A 16,152-nucleotide genomic window follows, 5' to 3' on the forward strand; every position below is an offset into this window, starting at 1 on the left:
GGTCACGCCCGCTCGGACGGTCGGTCAGGCGCGAGGCCCGTCAGGCGCTCAGGCCCGACGGCGGCGCGCACCCACCAGGAGCACGGCACCTCCCCCGAGGAGCAGCAGGGCCGCCGCGGCGATCCCCAGTGCCCCCGTGCCGGTGACGGCCAGCCCGCTGCCCGCGGTGTTGGTGAGCGTCACCTCGACCACCTGTCCAGCACCGATCGTGATCGACGAGACCTTCTCGCCGTCGACCGTGAAGACCGGGGTCCCCCAGCTGACGCCGGCGATCGTCGGCAGGCTCGTCTCCTCGAGCTCGACGACCGTCCCGGCCGGGAGGTTCGCCGGACCGTCGACGACCGTGCCGTCGGCGCGGACCGTCAGCGTGCCCTCCTGGTGCTCACCGTTCACGGTCCCGGAGACGGTCACCGTGAACTCGGTGTCCGCGGTGACCTTGGCGGCGTTCGGGCCATCGATCTTCTTGAGGATCGAGAAGCTGCCGACCTGCGCCGCCACGACGTCGGCCGTGTTGGTCACCGTGACCACGGCGGACGTGCCGTCCGCGACCGTGACCGCGGCCGGGCTGAAGGCCGGGGCGCCCCACACCACGCCGTCGATCGACGGCAGGTCGATCTCCTCGAACGTCACCACGGTGCCGACCGGCAGGTTCTGCGGGCCGTCGACGAGCGTGCCGTCCGCGAGGACGGTCAAGGTGCCCGACGTCGGCACCCCGTCCAGCTCGTACGAGTACGACACCGTGAACTCGGTGCCACCCGGCACCAGGCCGGCGGCCTCACCCGTGACGACCTTCTGGAGCGAGAAGCCACCCACGGCCAGGTCGGCACGGTTCGTCAGCGTGACCTCGGGGCTGGTGCCGTCCCCGATCGTGACGGACTCCGGGCTGAAGACCGCGGTTCCCCAGTTCACGCCGTCGATCGACGGCAGCTCGATCTCCTCGAACGTCACGACGGTGCCGGCCACCAGGTTCTGCGGACCGTTCACGACCGTGCCGTCCGCGAGGACCGTCAGCCGTCCACCCGTGGGGGTTCCGTCGATCTCGTACGAGTACGCGACCGTGAACTCGGCACCCTCCGGGACCAGGCCGGTCGCAGCGCCCTCGACGACCTTGCGGAGCGAGAACCCGCCCACGGGGACGACGACGGCATCGGCAGTGTTGGTGACGGTCACCTGGGCGTCGACACCGTCAGCGATCGTGAGGGACTCCGGGCTGAACGCCGGAGCACCCCAGACCACACCGTCGATGGTCGGCAGGTTGATCTCACCGAACGTGACCTCGGTCCCGACCGGCAGGTTCTGCGGGCCGTTCACGACCGTGCCGTCCGCGAGGACGGTCGCCGTGCCCGACGTCGGCACACCAGCCAGCTCGTAGGAGTACCTGACCGTGAACTCGGTGCCCTCGGGCACCAGACCCGTCGCCGTACCGGTGACGGCCTTGCGCAGCGAGAAGCCGCCCGCCGGGAGGTCGGTCGCGGTGTTCGTCACCATGACCTCGGCGTCGGTGCCATCGGCGATCGTCACGGTCGCCGGGCTGAACGCCGGCGCACCCCACACCATACCGTCGATGGCCGGGAGCGAGACCTCAGCGAACGTCACCACGGTCCCGACCGGCAGGTTCTGCGGGCCGTTCACGACCGTGCCGTCCGCGAGCACGGCCAAGGTGCCCGACGTCGGCACGCCACCCAGCTCGTAGGAGTACGACACCGTGAACTCGGTGCCGCCCGGCACCAGGCCGGAGGCCTCACCGGTCACGACCTTCCGTACCGAGAACCCACCCGCGGGCGCATCGGTCGCGGTGTTGGTGAGGACGATCGTGGGGTTCTCGTCCGCCGCGACGGTCAGGGTGTCCGGGCTGAACACCGGAGCACCCCACACCACACCATCGATGTCGGGAAGCGAGACCTCGTCGAACGAGACCACGGTCCCTGCGGGCAGGTTCTGCGGGCCGTTCACGACCGTACCGTCGGCCGTCACGACGAGCGTGCCCGTCACGGGGGCGCCCGCGAGCTCGTACGAGTACGCGACCGTGAATTCGGTGCCCTCGGGCACCAGGTCAGCGGCCTCACCCGTGACGGCCTTCTGGATCGAGAACCCGCCCACGCGGACGACCACGGGGGCCGCGGTGTTGGTCACCGTGACCTGGGCGTCGACACCGTCGCTGATCGTGACGGACTCCGGGCTGAACGTCGGCGCGCCCCACACCACGCCGGCCACGTCGGGCAGGTCGATCTCGGTGAAGGTCACGACCGTCCCGACGGGAAGGTTCTGAGGACCCTCGACGAACGTCCCGTCGGCAAGCACCGTCACGGTGCCCGACGTCGGAACCCCGCCCATCTCGTAGGCGTAGGCGACCGTGAACTCGGTGCCCGCGGGGACCAGCCCGGCCGCGGAACCGAGCAGTTCCTTGGCGACGGAGAACCCGCCGGTCGGGGCAGCCGGAGCGCACGGAAGGACCCCAGCGAACAGGTAGGCGTGCGTCTCACCGCCGAGCAGGTGCAGGGTGTCGGCGAGAATCTGCCCGTCCAGCGGGGCAGCATCGACCGTGAGGTCGGCGAACGGCGCGTAGACCGAGCCGTCGACCCGTCCGGAGGCGCCGAGCGTGACGGGGCCTTCGACCTGCGACAGGTCCCACATCACGTAGCGCGAGTAGGCGCCCTGGGGGTCGAACGTCGCACCGTCGACGGCGGTCGTCCCTGCGGGGACCTGGATGACGAGCGGGTTGCTCGCTGACGGCGTCGGGCTGCCCGGTGAGAACTGCATCCGGTTCCCGCCCGCGATGTCCTCGTAACGCAGGACGTTCACACGGTCCGGGGCGAGTTCGCTCAGCACCTTGCGATCACCCGCATTCTCGGCGACGGTGACCTGGTGAGCCTCCGCGCTGCCCGGCAGGGCAACGAGGCACTGCGCGACCTCGTCGTAGGAACCTTGGGCTCCGGCCTCGACGTAGGCGGCGACCGACGGTGTCCGCGTGTAGACCGTGCTCTGCCCGCCAGGCCACCGCTGGTTCGTGGCGTCGATCGCCGGGACGTCCCCCTCGGCCGTCCGGTAGCGCACCCACCCGCCGCGCTCGTACAGGCCGAAGGCGGGATCGACGTCGGCGACCTTGAGGTAGCCCTCGAGCGAGGCGTCGGTTCCCCCCGGGATGCCACCGTTGCGGATCTCGACCAGCCCAGACGTGGTCGAGTACGACCCGATCAGGAGCCTTGTCGGGTCACCGTCGACCGTCGGGATCGAGTAGTCGGCAGTGCCGGCCGCTTGGTGGAGGATCGCATACCCTCCACCGTCACGGCGCACGGTCAGCTGCCCGCCCACCGCGACACTTCCCTCGACCTCGTGATTGTCGAGCACAGCGTTCCCACGGCTGTAGACGGAGAAGCCACCGGCTGCCGCGAACGGGTCGATGCTGCTGACGGTCGCCGCCGTCGCTGAAGCGGTGGCGTACGGCCCAGCCCCGAGGGCGACGGCCCCCGTCAGGGCGACGAGCGCGGACGTCGCAGCGGCGACGGTTCGCTGGAGCGGGGAGGCCGCTCGGCTGCGAACCCTGAAGGGGGTACTCATGACACTCTCCTGATGTTCCGTGGACGGTCGTCCAACTTTCTACTCAGGAGACCTCGGAGATCCTCGGGTATGACGCCGCCTCGAATGTGCGCTCTGTCACAGAAGAGTCCCGTATCGCACGCACGGAGCGGACGGAGCGGACATTCAGCGACTAACGTTGTATATCGCCGGATCCCCAGCCTCGCCGGCACGGTGTGGCGATCAAGTCGAAGGTTCGAGTGCTCACGAGGCTGCCACTCTGCACAACGCCGGACCCGGCACCTGATTTCACCCGCCGAGGAGCGCATCTCCGCCCTTTTGGCATATGTCCAAGGTAAAAGCCGTGCCAGACTGAAAGGACATCGCTTTTTCGGCAGAGGAGTTCTGATGGCACCGCGATACAATTCCCCGCCTAACTGGCCACCGCCCCCTGCCGGCTGGACGCCTCCGCCAGGATGGCTCCCGGACCCGTCATGGGGACCGGCGCCGCAGGGCTGGCAGCTCTGGGTCGAGGATCCCGTCGGTGTTTCGACGGATATTCCGGAGCCCTCGTCGGGCATTCCGGAAAGCAATCTGTCATCTGCCGGTCCGGTTGCCGGCGAGCCGAAAGCGAAATCCTGGTTCGCTCGACACAAGATCCTCACTGGAGTCGGGGCACTCGTGGTGCTCGTTGCCTTCATCGCGGCTTTGAACGGTGGCGGCGACGAGGATCCGGCAAGCTCTGTCGCCGGCCCCGCCGCGACACAGAACGCGCAAGACGCCGAGGAGGCGGCCGCGGCGGTCGCCTCGGAGGAAGAGGCTGAGGCCGAACGCCTGGCCGAGGATGAGGCAGAGGCGGCGGCGGCGGCCGAGGAGGACCGACTGGCGGAAGCACAGCGGCTCGCAGATGAGGCGATCGCCGCCGAAGCGACCGCCGCTGAGGCGGCCAGGATCGGCACGGTGGCCCAGCAGAATGCCTGGCAGTCGGCTGTGAGCTACCTCGACTACGCTGCCTTCTCTCGTTCAGGACTTGCCGGCCAGCTCGAGTTCGAGGGCTACAGCCCAGCGGACGCAGAGTTCGCGATCGCTCGCCTGGAGACGGAAGGCGGTGTTGACTGGAACGCACAGGCCGTAGCCAGCGCGGCGAGCTACCTCGACTACACCTCCTTCTCCCGCGCCGGACTGATCGATCAGCTCGTCTACGAGGGCTTTACCGTGGAGCAGGCTGAGCACGGCGCGAGCACGGCGGGCCTGTAGGCCGCGGAGCCGGCATCTCCGAGCAGAAGCTCCTCGACCTCGCGGCCCACCTCCTCGGCACGGCCTGACCTCACGACGCAGGAGGCCGCCCCGTCATGACGACGGGACGGCCTCCTGCAGGTCAGGGACTGGTGGCGCGGCTAGTGCCCGCCCGAGGCGAGGAACCAGATGCCCACCGCGCACGCGGCCAGCACGGCGCCGAAGCACACCACGGCACCGGCGAGCCGGACGCCGGTGGGGCGTGCCGTCGTCGGGCCTGCGGCGTCCGTGCCCGACGGCGCACCCTCCACCGCGAGCGCCGCGCCTCCCGCGGGGGCGAGCAGGCGGACGCCCAGCGCGAACAGCGCGGGCAGCCCCGCACCGACGATCGCGCCGGCGACGACGACCTGGAGCAGTGCGTCGAGCTGGATGAACTCGCTCATGCGGGGACTCCCTCGCGGCTGGGGGCGGTCGGGGCGGCGGCGACCGTGGCCTCGGCCTCGGCGGTCGCCTCGGCGGCGTTGACGGTGAACGACTCGGCGGCGTCGACCACGGCGGTCGGCGTCTCGTCGCCGTCCCACTCGTCGTTGACGTTGTCCGCGGAGATCGGCTTGCGGCGCGAGGCGATCCAGATCGCGGCCGAGACGCCGATCAGCAGCGCGAAGACGGCTGCGATCCCGCCCACGCCACCGATGGTGGCCTGGAGCCAGAAGCAGAACGCGCCGACCAGGCCGGCAGCGGGGAGGGTCAGGCCCCAGGCGGCGAGCATCTTGCCCGCGACGCCCCAGCGGACCTTCGCACCCGGCATGCCGACGCCGGACCCGAGGATCGAGCCCGTCGCGACGTGCGTCGTCGAGAGCGAGAAGCCGAAGTGGCTCGAGAGAAGGATGACCGCAGCCGAGGAGGTCTCGGCGGCCATGCCCTGACGCGAGTCGATCTCGACGAGGCCCTTGCCGAGCGTGCGGATGACGCGCCAGCCGCCCAGGTAGGTGCCCAGGGCCATGAACGTCGCGCAGGCCAGGACCACCCAGAACGGGACACCCGAGTCGGCCGGGACCGCGCCGCCCGCGATGAGCGCGAGCAGGATGATGCCCATCGACTTCTGCGCGTCGTTGGTGCCGTGCGCGAGCGAGACCAGCGACGCGGAGCCGATCTGGCCCCAGCGGAAGCCGCGGCTCGTCGTGTCCTGCGGCAGGTCCTTGGTGATGCGCGCAACCAGGAAGGTGCCGAGCGCGGCCACCCCGATCGCGATCACGGGCGCGAGCAGCGCCGGGATCATCACCTTGGACAGGACCCCGGTCCACAGGACCCCGCTCGTCCCGACCGCGGCCAGGACCGAGCCCACGACGCCGCCGATGAGGGCGTGCGAGGAGCTCGACGGGATACCCAGCAACCAGGTCAGCAGGTTCCAGGTGATACCACCCACCAGGCCGGCGAGCACCACCTCGAGGGTGATGATGTTCGCGTCGACGATCCCCTTGGCGATGGTCGCCGCCACGGCCAGGGACAGGAACGCCCCGACGAGGTTGAGGACTGCAGACAGCGCGACGGCGGTCTTGGGCTTGAGGGCACGTGTAGCGATGGACGTGGCCATCGCGTTGCCGGTGTCGTGGAAGCCGTTCGTGAAGTCGAAGGCCAGGGCCGTCACTACCACGAGCGCGAGCAGGATCGTCTCGGTCACGTACTCCATGGTGAATGGTGCCCGACGGCGGAATGAACCAAGTCGGCGAGTCTTCGACGACTGTTCACCTGGTGTTCATCTGGCGTTCGAAGGCTCTTCGAAAAGGGTCTGTGGGGGCTGCGCGGAGCGGGCCTGATGGGCGGTTTCGGCTCGGCATCCGGACACCGCGCAGCGGATTCTCCTCACCCCTCGCGCCCCTCCAGGACCGCGAGGTAGTGCGGGTTCTCCATGACGCCGAGCACGTTCCCGAACGGGTCCACGACGGCCGCGGTCACGAACCCGCCGTCGCCCTGGGGGGTCACGGGCTGGTACTCGGTGCCGCCCAGCGCGAGCAGTCGCTCGTAGGTCGCCGCGACGTCGTCGACGTGCCAGTAGACGACCGCCCCGCCGGGCTGGGTCGCGGCGCCCGCGGGCGCGTAGCTGCGGTCGATGATCCCGAGCTCGTGCTGGTAGTCGCCCACGCGGAACTCGACGTACGCGGCCGGGGCCGGCGCGGGCGGCATGACGAAGTACGGGTCGACGCCGAACACCTCGGTGTACCAGGCGACCGCGGCGGGGACGTCGTCGGACCAGAGGCTCACGGTCGTCAGGCCGCGCGGGGTCGTGGCGGCGGTGCGGGCGGTGGTCGTGCGCGGGGTCGTGCCGGTCGTGTCGCTCATCGTCGGGCTCCTCGTGCGGTGCGGTCCAGCAGCGGATCGTGCTGATGCCTCCCACGCTAGAGACCCTTGTGGAACGTGCGGTTCCTCAATGCCTGCGAGACTCGAGGAATGTTGGATACCTCGGTACGGCTGCTGCGGTTGCTGTCGCTGCTCCAGGTGCGGCGCGAGTGGTCGGGAGCGGACCTCGCAGCCCGCCTCGACGTCACGACGCGCACGGTGCGCAACGACGTCGAACGCCTGCGCCTGCTGGGCTACGAGGTGCGCTCGCGCACCGGGACCGCGGGCGGCTACCGCCTCGCGGCGGGCTCCGAGCTGCCGCCGCTCCTGCTCGACGACGACGAGGCCGTCGCGGTCGCCGTCGGGCTGCAGGCCGCGGCCGCCGGGTCGGTCACGGGCATCGAGGAGACGTCGGTGCGCGCGCTGGCCAAGCTCGAGCAGTCGCTCCCCTCGCGGCTGCGCCACCGTGTCGACGCGCTCCGCCAGGCGACGGTGTCGGCCGCGGCGGGCGGCCCGACGGTCGACGCCGCGGTCCTCACCGCGGTCTCGACCGCGATCACGCGCAGCGAGCGCTTGCGCTTCGACTACACGGGCCGCGACGGCCTGGCGACCCTGCGCGACGTCGAGCCGCACCGCCTCGTCTACACGGGCCGCCGCTGGTACCTGCTCGCGTGGGACACCGCGCGCGAGGACTGGCGGACGTTCCGTGCCGACCGCATGAGCCCGCGCACCCCGGGCGGGCCGCGGTTCACGCCGCGCGAGCCGCCCGAGCCCGACGTGGCCCGGCACGTCGTGCGGGGCGTCGGGTCGACCGCCTGGCGCCATCGGCCGCGCATCCGCTTCCTCGCGCCCGCGACGGAGATCGCCGCGCGTGTCACCCCGACCGCAGGCATCCTCACGGGGTCCGACGACGGCACGTGCGTCCTGGAGACCGGCTCGGACTCGCTGATCGACGTCGCGGGCTTCCTCGCGACGATCGACACCCCGTTCGAGGTGCTCGACCCGCCCGAGCTGCGCGACCTGCTACGCCGCCTCGCGGACCTCTACTCTGCGGGGTCGCGCGAGCCGGCGGAGCGACCGGCAGAGCCCGGCGCCCCCTAGGCGATCACCCGGCGGGGCGCATCAGGGGCGGGTTGAGCACGGCGGGCACCGAGGCGGGCGTCTCGTCCGGCCCGACGACGGAGCTCGCCACCGCGGCCCGGCGCGCCTCGGGCGCGAGCCGGTAGAGCGCGGCGGGTCGCCCGGTCCCGCCCGAGGTCGACTCGCCCGTCTCGACGAGGAACCCCGGGGTCCCGACGGCCTTGCGGTGGAAGTTGCGGGGATCGAGGCGCGTGCCCCACACGGCCTCGTAGACGGCGCGGAGCTGGGCGATCGTGAACTCGGGGCCGCAGAAGGCCGTCGCGAGCGTCGAGTACTCGAGCTTGGCGCGCGCACGCTCGACGCCGTCCCGCAGGATCCGGTGGTGGTCGAACGCGAGGCCGGCGCCGTCCGCGAGCGCCTCCTCGACCGGGTACCAGCCGACCTGCGCGGCGTCGCTGCCCGCGGCGGGCAGGCCGTAGGTGGGTGCGAGCAGCAGGTGCGCGACGGAGAGCACGGGGCCGCGCGGGTCCCGGTCGAGCGGCCCGTAGGTGCGCAGCTGTTCGAGGTGGCCGGGAACCGCGACACCGGTCTCCTCGGCGAGCTCGCGGGCTGCGGCCTGCGGCAGGGTCTCGCCCGCGAGGACGAACCCGCCGGGCAGGGCGAGTCGGTCGCGGTACGGGTCGAGCAGCCGGGTCACGAGGAGCACCTGGAGCGTCGCGTCCCGGACCGTGAGCGCGACGACGTCGACCGTGACGGGGATCCGGGCGGCGGAGGGCGGGGGTTCCGGGTGCTCCAGGTGGCTCATCCCCCCACCCTACCTGCTTATTGTCAGGTTGACGCTAAAGACGATCGAGGCTTATCGTCAATGTGACACAAACACCGACGACGGACGGAGCCTCCCATGGCCACCATCAAGCGCTACCCCTGGCTGCGGCACTTCCTCGGCAGCCCCACGGGCGCCGTGATCCACCTCCGGGCGGGGCGGGTCGCGCACCACGGGATCGGCCAGGCGTTCTGGTTCCGCCCCGGCACCTCGGTGCTGAGCGAGGTGCCGGTCGACGACCAGGAGCTGCCCGTGCTCTTCCACGCCACCACGCGCGACCACCAGGACGTCACGGTCCAGGTCAACGTGACCTACCGGTTCGCGGACCCGGCGGTCGTCTCGCAGCGCCTCGACTTCGGGATCGACCCCGACACGGGCGCCGCCGCGACGACGGGCCGGGACCAGGTCGCCACGATCATCGGCCAGCTCGCGCAGAGCCACGCGATCGACCACCTCGCGGCCGTGCCGCTGACGACCGCGCTCGAGCAGGGCGTGAGCCAGGTCCGGGCCCAGCTCGTCGAGGCGCTGGGGACGGACGCCCGGCTCGCGTCGACCGGCATCGAGGTCCTGGGGGTCCACGTGCTCGCGGTCCGCCCCGACGGCGACGTCGAGCGCGCCCTCCAGACCCCGCTGCGCGAGCACGTCCAGGCCGAGGCCGACCGGTCGACGTACGAGCGACGGGCGCTCGCCGTCGAGCGCGAGCGCACCATCTCGGAGAACGAGCTCGCGAGCCAGATCGAGCTCGCGACCCGCCGCGAGCGCCTCGTCGCGCAGGAGGGCACCAACCTCCGGCGCGAGGCCGAGGAGACCGCCGCTGCTGCACTCGTCGAGGCCAGGGCCGCGGCCGAGCGGCGGGACCTCACGTCGGCCGCGCAGGCCGAGGAGATCCGCCGGCTCGGCGAGGCGAACAACGCGAAGTTCCGGACCGTCATGGACGTCTACGAGGGCATGGACCGGTCGACCATCCTGGCCGTCGCGATGCGCGACCTCGCCGGAGCCCTGCCCAAGATCGGCAGCCTGACCATCACGCCGGACCTGCTCAGCGGGGCGCTCGCCGCGTTCACGGGAGCGGGGGCGGGTCCGGGTGTCGGCGCGGGCCCGGCCGCCGGGGCGACCGCCCCCACCCGGGGAGCCTGACGTGCCCCTCCAGCGGCGGGCCGTCGTCGTCCACCGGCGCACCGAGCTCGACGAGCTCCTCGACCGCCACGCGACCCGCGGTCAGGCCGAGTTCTTCCTCCGCACGCGCGGTCGCACGCTCGCCGCGGTCCAGGAGCGGCACGACACCGTGACCGATGCCCGCGCACGGGTCGCCGCGGCGATCCCCGAGGGCTGGCGGCGGGCCGACGCCGAGCGCGCCGACCTCGGTAGGTTCCTCGTGGCCCCCGAGGACGTCGTGGTGGTGGTCGGGCAGGACGGCCTGGTCGCGAACGTCGCCAAGTACCTCACGGACCAGCCCGTGCTGGGCGTCGACCCCGAGCCGGGGACCAATGCGGGCGCGCTCGTCCGACTCGACGTCCCGACGGCCGTCGGGCTCCTGCAGCGCGCGGGACGCGCGACGCGAGCAACGCCGGCGGCTCACGAGACGGGCGGGCGCGCGCCCAGTGGGCCCGACGACGGCGCCCCGGGCCACGCGCTCGGCCTGCGGACCGAGGACCTCACCACGGTCCGGGCCTCGCTCGACGACGGACAGGTCCTCACCGCGCTCAACGAGGTCTTCGTCGGTCACCCCTCGCACCAGTCGGCGCGCTACCGGATCGCCGCGGACGGCCCGGGCGACACCGCGGGCGGTCGCGGTGCGAGCCGTGGGTCCGTCAGGAACGAGCGCCAGTCCTCGTCGGGGGTCATCGTCGCGACGGGGGCCGGGGCCACGGGGTGGTGCGCGTCGATCGCGCGCGAGCGCGGCGGACGCCGGCTCCCCGGCCCCACCGACCCGGCGCTCGCGTGGTTCGTGCGCGAGGCGTGGCCGTCACCCGCGACGGGAGCAGACCTGACCGAGGGGCTCCTCGACGCGGGCGGCGAGCTCCGGCTCACGGTCGAGTCGGACCAGCTCGTGGTGTTCGGCGACGGCGTCGAGTCGGACCGGCTCGTCGCGTCGTGGGGCCAGGAGGTCACGGTGCGGGTCGGGGAGAACCGGTTGCGGCTGGTCGTGGGGTGACCTGATCGTCGCCGGGCAGGACCGCCCGAGGTCGGTCATGGTGGAGGGATGACGACCTATTCCGGGACGAAGGAGTTCGAGGGCGCGACCTTCGTCAGGGCCAGCTTCAAGGGCGCCACCCTGCGGTTCTCCGACGTGAGCGGCGTGACGATGCGCGGCGTCGACCTGGACGGGCTCGACGTCGACAGCCACGACCTGTTCTTCGGCAGCCTGATCGTCAACGGGGTCGACGTGGTGCCGTTCGTGGACGCCGAGCTCAACCGGCAGTTCCCGGGCCGCGAGCTGCAGAGGTCGGATACGGTCGAAGGGCTGTGCGAGGGGTGGGTCGCCGTGCAGTCCGCGTGGCAGGAGACGGTGGAGGGCACACCTCCGGACCTGGTGGACGCCCACGTGGAGGACGAGTGGTCGCTGGCCCAGACCCTGCGTCACCTCGTCCTGGCGACGGACGCCTGGCTCCGGGGCGGGATCCTGCGGATGCAGCAGCCGTTCCACGAGATCGGGCAGATCTTCACGGGCGCCGCCGAGATGGGCTTCGACCTGTCGATCTTCCGCACGACCCCACCGGCGTACGAGGAGATCCTCGCGGTGCGGGCCGAGCGGCAGGGGCAGGTGACGGAGTTCCTGGCCACGGCCACCCCGGAGCTGCTCGCGGAGGAACGCGACGACCCGTGGGGCGGTGGCGACTGGCATCCCACCGTCGGGGACTGTGTGCGCGTGATCCTGGAGGAGGAGTGGGCGCACCTGCGCTACGTCCGACGGGACCTCGCCCTCCTGCGTGAGGCCTCGCCCGCGTCACCGTGACCTCGGGGCCGTGTGGGCCCGCGAGGACGCTCCCGACTCCTGACCTCGTCGCCTGCGAGCACTGCACGACCCGGCGATGAGTTCCGCCTCGCACCACGGTCAGACCGGGGAGCGAACGAGCGAGAGGAACACCCATGCTGAAGCAGGTTGCGCAGGGCGTGCTGGTCCATCAGAGCGAGCTGCTCCAGAACAACACCGTCGTCGTGCACGGCCGGACCGGCGTCCTGGTCGTCGACCCAGGACTGACACGCTCCGAGATGACCTGCCTGGCCGACGACCTGCGCGAGCTGGGCCTGCCGGTCGTGGCCAGCTTCTCGACCCATCCCGACTGGGATCACGTGCTCTGGCACCCTGCGCTCGGCGACGCTCCCCGGTACGGGACGGCCCGCTGCGCGGCCGTCCTGCACCACGTGCTGTCGCAGCCGGACTGGAGGGACCGCGCCGCCGAGGGCCTGCCACCGGAGATCGCCGACGAGACGCCGCTGGACGGGTACGGCCTCGTCACCGGCCTGCCCGCCGGAACCACGCGGATCCCGTGGGACGGCCCGGAGGTACGCATCGTCGAACATCCGGCGCACGCTCCCGGTCACGCCGCGCTGCTGATCCACGAGCGCGGCGTCCTCGTCGCGGGCGACATGCTCTCCGACCTCTTCGTCCCCATGCTGGACGCCTTCGGAGAGACCAACGACCCGATCGAGGAGTACCTCGTGGGGCTCCGGGTGCTCGAAGGCGCGGCGGACGACGTCGTCGTCCTCGTTCCCGGCCACGGGTCCGTCTGCGGAGCCGATCAGGTACATGCACGGATCGACCTGGACCGGGCGTACGTGGACGCCCTCCGCGACGGAATCGCTCCCGACGACCCACGGATCGGCCCGTCGGCCAAGCCCGGCTGGGAATGGGTGAGCGACATCCACGAGGGGCAGGCCCAGAGCGTCGCACGACGGAGAGAGCGCGACGGGCTGCCCGGCTAGAGGTTCCGCAGCGGACGCACCGTGGACGACTACTACCGAGGGACTGCCGCGTCCTACGTTCTGTCATCGACTTCCGGGTCGTCGATCGAGAGGGGCTGCGTGGCTGTGCCGTCGATGTGCTGGATGGTCAGGGTGGCGTCGGCGTCGATCTGACCGGGCCACCACGCAGACCACCAACCGTTGGCGACGGTGGCCTGGATCTCGTACCCGTTGGAACGGGTGATCGTGACGTCTGCGACCGCATCACCGGCACGTCCATAGATGGCGGTGGCATGGCCGTTCTCGGGGTTCCACGTGGTGAAGTAGGTGGCGACCAGGGCCTGCTGGTCGGACGGGGCTCGCAAGGTCGCCAGATCTCGGGTGCTGCCACCGCCGGTGCCGTCGTCGTCCACGAGGCAGTCGATGACCTGTTCGCTGTCGGTGCGCAGGACGAACGCGAAGACGCCTCGCTGCTCGGCCAGGACGGTCGTGGCGAGGGTGGGGGCGCCGCCGCAGGCGGTCTCGGCGCTCGAGAGAGCCGGCCCGGTGAGCACCGATGGTGCCGGCGTCCACGAGGCGTAGGCGTCGTCGTGACCGATCCATGGCAGCGCGAGGCCGACGGTGACGGCGAGCGCACCGGCTGCTGCGGCTCCCACCAGGGCCCGACGCGGTCGGGTCGACGAAGGGTTCTTCGCGGTGCGCATCGCGCGGAGGGTCCGGGTGGAAGGCCGCTCGCGGACGACCTGGTCACGGATCGAGGTGAGCGAGGCAGGCGCGTGCGGTGTCGGCGCGTAGGCGGCGATCGCGGCCAGGGGATCGGCCGTGCTGGCGTCAGGGGTGGTGCGGTTCATCGTGCGCTCCTGAGGTCCGGGGTGGTGAAGCCGAGGTGCGTGGTGGTGGGGTCGGGTGCGCGCTGAGGCCCGTCGGCCGTCGGGTCCTGCTGGTCGTCGAGCTCGCGTGCGAGCTGGCGTCGCGCGCGAGAGAGCCGCATCTTGACGGCGGCCTGGCTCGTGCCCAGCACCTGTGCCGCCTGGGAGGTGTCGAGGCCGTCCCACGCGAGGAGGAGGACGATCTCGCGCGACTTCGGCGACAGGCCAGCCAGAGCGGCAAGGACCTGTTCGCGTTCGGGCACGATCACTCCAGGGGTCGGTGTCTGCGCGGCCAGATGTGCGACACGAGCGAGATCGATCTCCACCGCGCGACGTCGGTAGGTCGAGCGGCGGGCGTGGCCATCGTGTTGCGGGCGACGACGAGCAGCCACGGCAGCGAGTCCTCGGGAACGTCGTCGATCCGTCGCCAGGCCACCAGGAACGTCTCGGCGACGACGTCGTCGGCGGTGTGCGGCTCGGCATGGCGACTCACGTACCTGTGCACGCGCCCGACGTTCTCCTCCCACAGCTCGGCGAAACGCGTCGCCGCTGCCGAGCCGGCCGGCCGTTCGTGGTGCTCCTTCTCGATGCTGCTCACATCCTCGTAATGTCCGCCCCGGGCCTGAAGTAACACGGCAGGCGAATCTTCGCGAGCATTCTCGCGACGAGAGGCCCTTCGACGGCTGAGCCCCGGCCGAACGGCCCTACCCCGGCAGGGGGTGTACGCCCTAGCGTGCTGGTCATGAGCGTGCGTGAAGAACACCGGGCCGCCCTGCTCGCGCTCGACGACGACCCCGCCGCCGTGCGCGCCTACCTCACGGTCCGCTCAGGGCTTCCCGGTCCTCGGGCCAACCTCGAGCTGATCGGCGCGTTCGCCGAAGTCGCACCAGAAGGCCTTGTGCTCTCCTTCGCCGACAGCCCCGACGAGTACCTGCGCTGCTGCGGGACGGTCGGCCTCGGTCGGCTCGTCGTCGACGCGCCCTCCGGTGAGCGCACCGAGCTGACCGACCGGCTGCGGATCCGCGCGTCCGAGGGATCCTGGCGCGTCCGCGAGGCTGTCGCGATGGCGCTGCAGCGCATCGGCGATGCCGAGCCCGCGACCCTCCGCGCGCTCGTGGCGTCCTGGGTCGACGACCAGGACCCGCTGGTTCGCCGAGCCGCGGTCGCTGGGGTCTGCGAGCCGCGCCTCCTCCGAAGCCCCGACACCGCGGCCACCGCCCTGGACGCCTGCGCGGCAGCGACCGCCTCGATCGACGCGCTCCCGTCCGACGCCCGCCGCGACACCAGCGTCCGGACCCTCCGCCAGGCCCTCGGGTACTGCTGGAGCGTCGCCGTCGCGGGCGACCCGGCTGCCGGGCTGCCGCGCTTCGCCGCACTGCGCGGATCGGACGACCCGGACGTGGCGTGGATCGTGCGCGAGAACGAGAAGAAGGCCCGGCTCCGCCGCCTGCTCGCGCCACCCGACGTGCCGTCCCGCTGATCGCCGCGTGCGAGCACGCTGCGCCCGGGAGAGGACGGTCGCACACGCTGTCGCCTCGGGTCCGCCCACAGACGGATGCCGAGCTCGTCGGACAGCGGGCACTGTTGCGTGGAGCCGCGGCACCAGCCGCTGTGCGTGTCTCGGAGAAGGTGCAGGTCGTCCGTGTTCCAGCAGGTCCCGGTTCTCCCGGTCGTCATCCCTCTCGCAGCGGCGGTGCTCGCGGGGTTGATGTGGTCTCTGATCCGCAGCGGGAGGTTCTCCGTGCCACGAGCCGCGGTCGCCCTCGCGCTCGGCGTCTACGTCGCCGGGATCGTCGCGAACACGGTCTTCCCGATCTTCCTGGACAAGCCCGTCAGCAGCACCCCCTGGGGCAGCCATCTCGTCGTCGTGCCGTTCGCGGACTACGAGCTCGCTGACGCGCTCATGAACGTCCTGGTCTTCGTCCCGGTCGGCGTCCTCGTGCCGCTGCTCAAGCCCCAGGCCTCGTGGAGTCGGGCCGTGGCGGCGGCAGCGGTCCTCAGCCTGACGATCGAGGTCACCCAGCTCGTGACGGCGCACCTGCTGGGTGGGGGGCACATCGCGGACGTGAACGACCTGATCTTCAACATCACCGGCGGGGTGGTCGGCTTCGCACTGTTCTCGGTGCTCGTGAAGGTCCCGTTCTTCGGCGCGGTCGTCGACCGGTTCCGCTGGCACGAGATCGAGGCCCGCCGGGCCGAGGTCGACGCGGCACCGCGCGGGTGACGCCACTCCCGAGGGAGCAGCGGAACCTCAGAGCCCCCGGAGCCCCACGCGGCTACTTCGACTTGTCCTCTCCAACCTCACACTGTGGTGTTCTCACCAGCGGTGGTGTCACCTGCTTCCTCGTTGAAGGTGGAGTAGGACGAGGGCTGCGGCGGTGATCT

The 16,152-nt window shown here is 71.7% G+C and carries 16 protein-coding genes; 8 read left to right on the forward strand and 8 right to left on the reverse strand.

Annotated features, from left to right (window positions below; all coding sequences use genetic code 11):
- Positions 1 to 48: 48 nt before the first annotated feature.
- Positions 49 to 3,558: a DUF5979 domain-containing protein gene (locus H9641_RS12895; protein ID WP_191804379.1), complete on the reverse strand. Its 3,510-nt coding sequence runs from the start codon at positions 3,556 to 3,558 to the stop codon at positions 49 to 51.
- Between the two features lie 639 nt (positions 3,559 to 4,197).
- Between H9641_RS12895 and H9641_RS12900 the strand changes: the two genes are divergently transcribed.
- Positions 4,198 to 4,773, forward strand: coding sequence for an Ltp family lipoprotein (locus H9641_RS12900; RefSeq protein ID WP_318244560.1), 576 nt, complete (start codon positions 4,198 to 4,200; stop codon positions 4,771 to 4,773).
- 140 nt (positions 4,774 to 4,913) lie between these two features.
- Here H9641_RS12900 and H9641_RS12905 read toward each other — a convergent pair whose 3' ends face one another.
- The 3 genes from H9641_RS12905 to H9641_RS12915 form a co-directional block, all read right to left on the reverse strand.
- A complete protein-coding gene (locus tag H9641_RS12905) occupies positions 4,914 to 5,195 on the reverse strand; it encodes a hypothetical protein (protein ID WP_191804381.1) in 282 nt (93 codons plus the stop codon).
- A complete protein-coding gene (locus tag H9641_RS12910; protein WP_191804382.1) occupies positions 5,192 to 6,442 on the reverse strand; it encodes an inorganic phosphate transporter in 1,251 nt (416 codons plus the stop codon). The genes H9641_RS12905 and H9641_RS12910 overlap by 4 nt, the downstream gene beginning before the upstream one ends.
- Before the next feature lie 173 nt (positions 6,443 to 6,615).
- On the reverse strand, positions 6,616 to 7,092 hold the full coding sequence (locus H9641_RS12915) for a VOC family protein (protein ID WP_191804384.1): 477 nt from the start codon (positions 7,090 to 7,092) through the stop codon (positions 6,616 to 6,618).
- 108 nt (positions 7,093 to 7,200) lie between these two features.
- On the opposite strand from H9641_RS12915, the gene H9641_RS12920 reads away from it, so the two are divergent.
- Positions 7,201 to 8,190: a helix-turn-helix transcriptional regulator gene (locus H9641_RS12920; protein ID WP_191804386.1), complete on the forward strand. Its 990-nt coding sequence runs from the start codon at positions 7,201 to 7,203 to the stop codon at positions 8,188 to 8,190.
- A 4-nt stretch (positions 8,191 to 8,194) separates the two neighbouring features.
- On the opposite strand, the gene H9641_RS12925 is transcribed toward H9641_RS12920, so the two are convergent.
- Positions 8,195 to 8,974, reverse strand: a complete 780-nt coding sequence (locus H9641_RS12925) for an NUDIX hydrolase (RefSeq protein WP_191804388.1) — start codon at positions 8,972 to 8,974, stop codon at positions 8,195 to 8,197.
- Positions 8,975 to 9,070: 96 nt separating this feature from the next.
- Here H9641_RS12925 and H9641_RS12930 point away from each other — a divergent pair, with 96 nt between their 5' ends.
- The 4 genes from H9641_RS12930 to H9641_RS12945 all read left to right on the forward strand — a co-directional run bounded on the left by H9641_RS12930 (position 9,071) and on the right by H9641_RS12945 (position 12,919).
- Positions 9,071 to 10,129, forward strand: coding sequence for an SPFH domain-containing protein (locus H9641_RS12930; RefSeq protein WP_191804390.1), 1,059 nt, complete (start codon positions 9,071 to 9,073; stop codon positions 10,127 to 10,129).
- A 1-nt stretch (position 10,130) separates the two neighbouring features.
- Entirely contained in the window at positions 10,131 to 11,147 is a 1,017-nt protein-coding gene (locus H9641_RS12935; RefSeq protein WP_191804392.1) for a hypothetical protein, read from the forward strand.
- A 48-nt stretch (positions 11,148 to 11,195) separates the two neighbouring features.
- Positions 11,196 to 11,948 carry a DinB family protein gene (locus H9641_RS12940; RefSeq protein WP_191804394.1) on the forward strand — a complete coding sequence of 251 codons (753 nt, stop codon included), beginning with the start codon at positions 11,196 to 11,198 and terminating at the stop codon, positions 11,946 to 11,948.
- A gap of 134 nt (positions 11,949 to 12,082) precedes the next feature.
- Positions 12,083 to 12,919 carry an MBL fold metallo-hydrolase gene (locus H9641_RS12945; protein ID WP_191804397.1) on the forward strand — a complete coding sequence of 279 codons (837 nt, stop codon included), beginning with the start codon at positions 12,083 to 12,085 and terminating at the stop codon, positions 12,917 to 12,919.
- Between the two features lie 53 nt (positions 12,920 to 12,972).
- Here the strand turns inward: H9641_RS12945 and H9641_RS12950 are convergent, their stop codons facing one another.
- Genes H9641_RS12950 through H9641_RS20930 form a run of 3 tightly spaced genes read right to left on the reverse strand, consistent with a single transcriptional unit; the run spans position 12,973 to position 14,365 of the window.
- A complete protein-coding gene (locus H9641_RS12950; RefSeq protein WP_191804399.1) occupies positions 12,973 to 13,749 on the reverse strand; it encodes a hypothetical protein in 777 nt (258 codons plus the stop codon).
- Positions 13,746 to 14,093 carry an RNA polymerase sigma factor gene (locus tag H9641_RS20925; RefSeq protein WP_404821944.1) on the reverse strand — a complete coding sequence of 116 codons (348 nt, stop codon included), beginning with the start codon at positions 14,091 to 14,093 and terminating at the stop codon, positions 13,746 to 13,748. The genes H9641_RS12950 and H9641_RS20925 overlap by 4 nt, the downstream gene beginning before the upstream one ends.
- A complete protein-coding gene (locus H9641_RS20930) occupies positions 14,033 to 14,365 on the reverse strand; it encodes an RNA polymerase sigma factor (RefSeq protein ID WP_404821945.1) in 333 nt (110 codons plus the stop codon). Before H9641_RS20930 ends, H9641_RS20925 begins: the two co-directional genes overlap by 61 nt.
- A gap of 144 nt (positions 14,366 to 14,509) precedes the next feature.
- Between H9641_RS20930 and H9641_RS12960 the strand changes: the two genes are divergently transcribed.
- Complete coding sequence (locus H9641_RS12960; protein WP_191804401.1) at positions 14,510 to 15,247, forward strand: HEAT repeat domain-containing protein; 738 nt, start codon at positions 14,510 to 14,512, stop codon at positions 15,245 to 15,247.
- 261 nt (positions 15,248 to 15,508) lie between these two features.
- Positions 15,509 to 15,991, forward strand: a complete 483-nt coding sequence (locus tag H9641_RS12965; protein ID WP_318244562.1) for a VanZ family protein — start codon at positions 15,509 to 15,511, stop codon at positions 15,989 to 15,991.
- The last annotated feature ends 161 nt before the right edge of the window (positions 15,992 to 16,152 follow it).

It is taken from the genome of Oerskovia merdavium, from assembly GCF_014836755.1.
Taxonomy (GTDB): domain Bacteria; phylum Actinomycetota; class Actinomycetes; order Actinomycetales; family Cellulomonadaceae; genus Oerskovia; species Oerskovia merdavium.

Excerpts from the sequence above, each read along its gene's own strand:
- H9641_RS12925 (WP_191804388.1), bottom strand. The coding sequence starts at position 8,974 with ATGAGCCACCTGGAGCACCCGGAACCCCCGCCCTCCGCCGCCCGGATC.
- H9641_RS12960 (WP_191804401.1), top strand. The coding sequence starts at position 14,510 with ATGAGCGTGCGTGAAGAACACCGGGCCGCCCTGCTCGCGCTCGACGAC.
- H9641_RS12945 (WP_191804397.1), top strand. The coding sequence starts at position 12,083 with ATGCTGAAGCAGGTTGCGCAGGGCGTGCTGGTCCATCAGAGCGAGCTG.
- H9641_RS12920 (WP_191804386.1), top strand. The coding sequence starts at position 7,201 with ATGTTGGATACCTCGGTACGGCTGCTGCGGTTGCTGTCGCTGCTCCAG.
- H9641_RS12895 (WP_191804379.1), bottom strand. The coding sequence starts at position 3,558 with ATGAGTACCCCCTTCAGGGTTCGCAGCCGAGCGGCCTCCCCGCTCCAG.
- H9641_RS12905 (WP_191804381.1), bottom strand. The coding sequence starts at position 5,195 with ATGAGCGAGTTCATCCAGCTCGACGCACTGCTCCAGGTCGTCGTCGCC.
- H9641_RS12940 (WP_191804394.1), top strand. The coding sequence starts at position 11,196 with ATGACGACCTATTCCGGGACGAAGGAGTTCGAGGGCGCGACCTTCGTC.
- H9641_RS12910 (WP_191804382.1), bottom strand. The coding sequence starts at position 6,442 with ATGGAGTACGTGACCGAGACGATCCTGCTCGCGCTCGTGGTAGTGACG.
- H9641_RS12930 (WP_191804390.1), top strand. The coding sequence starts at position 9,071 with ATGGCCACCATCAAGCGCTACCCCTGGCTGCGGCACTTCCTCGGCAGC.
- H9641_RS12950 (WP_191804399.1), bottom strand. The coding sequence starts at position 13,749 with ATGAACCGCACCACCCCTGACGCCAGCACGGCCGATCCCCTGGCCGCG.
- H9641_RS12915 (WP_191804384.1), bottom strand. The coding sequence starts at position 7,092 with ATGAGCGACACGACCGGCACGACCCCGCGCACGACCACCGCCCGCACC.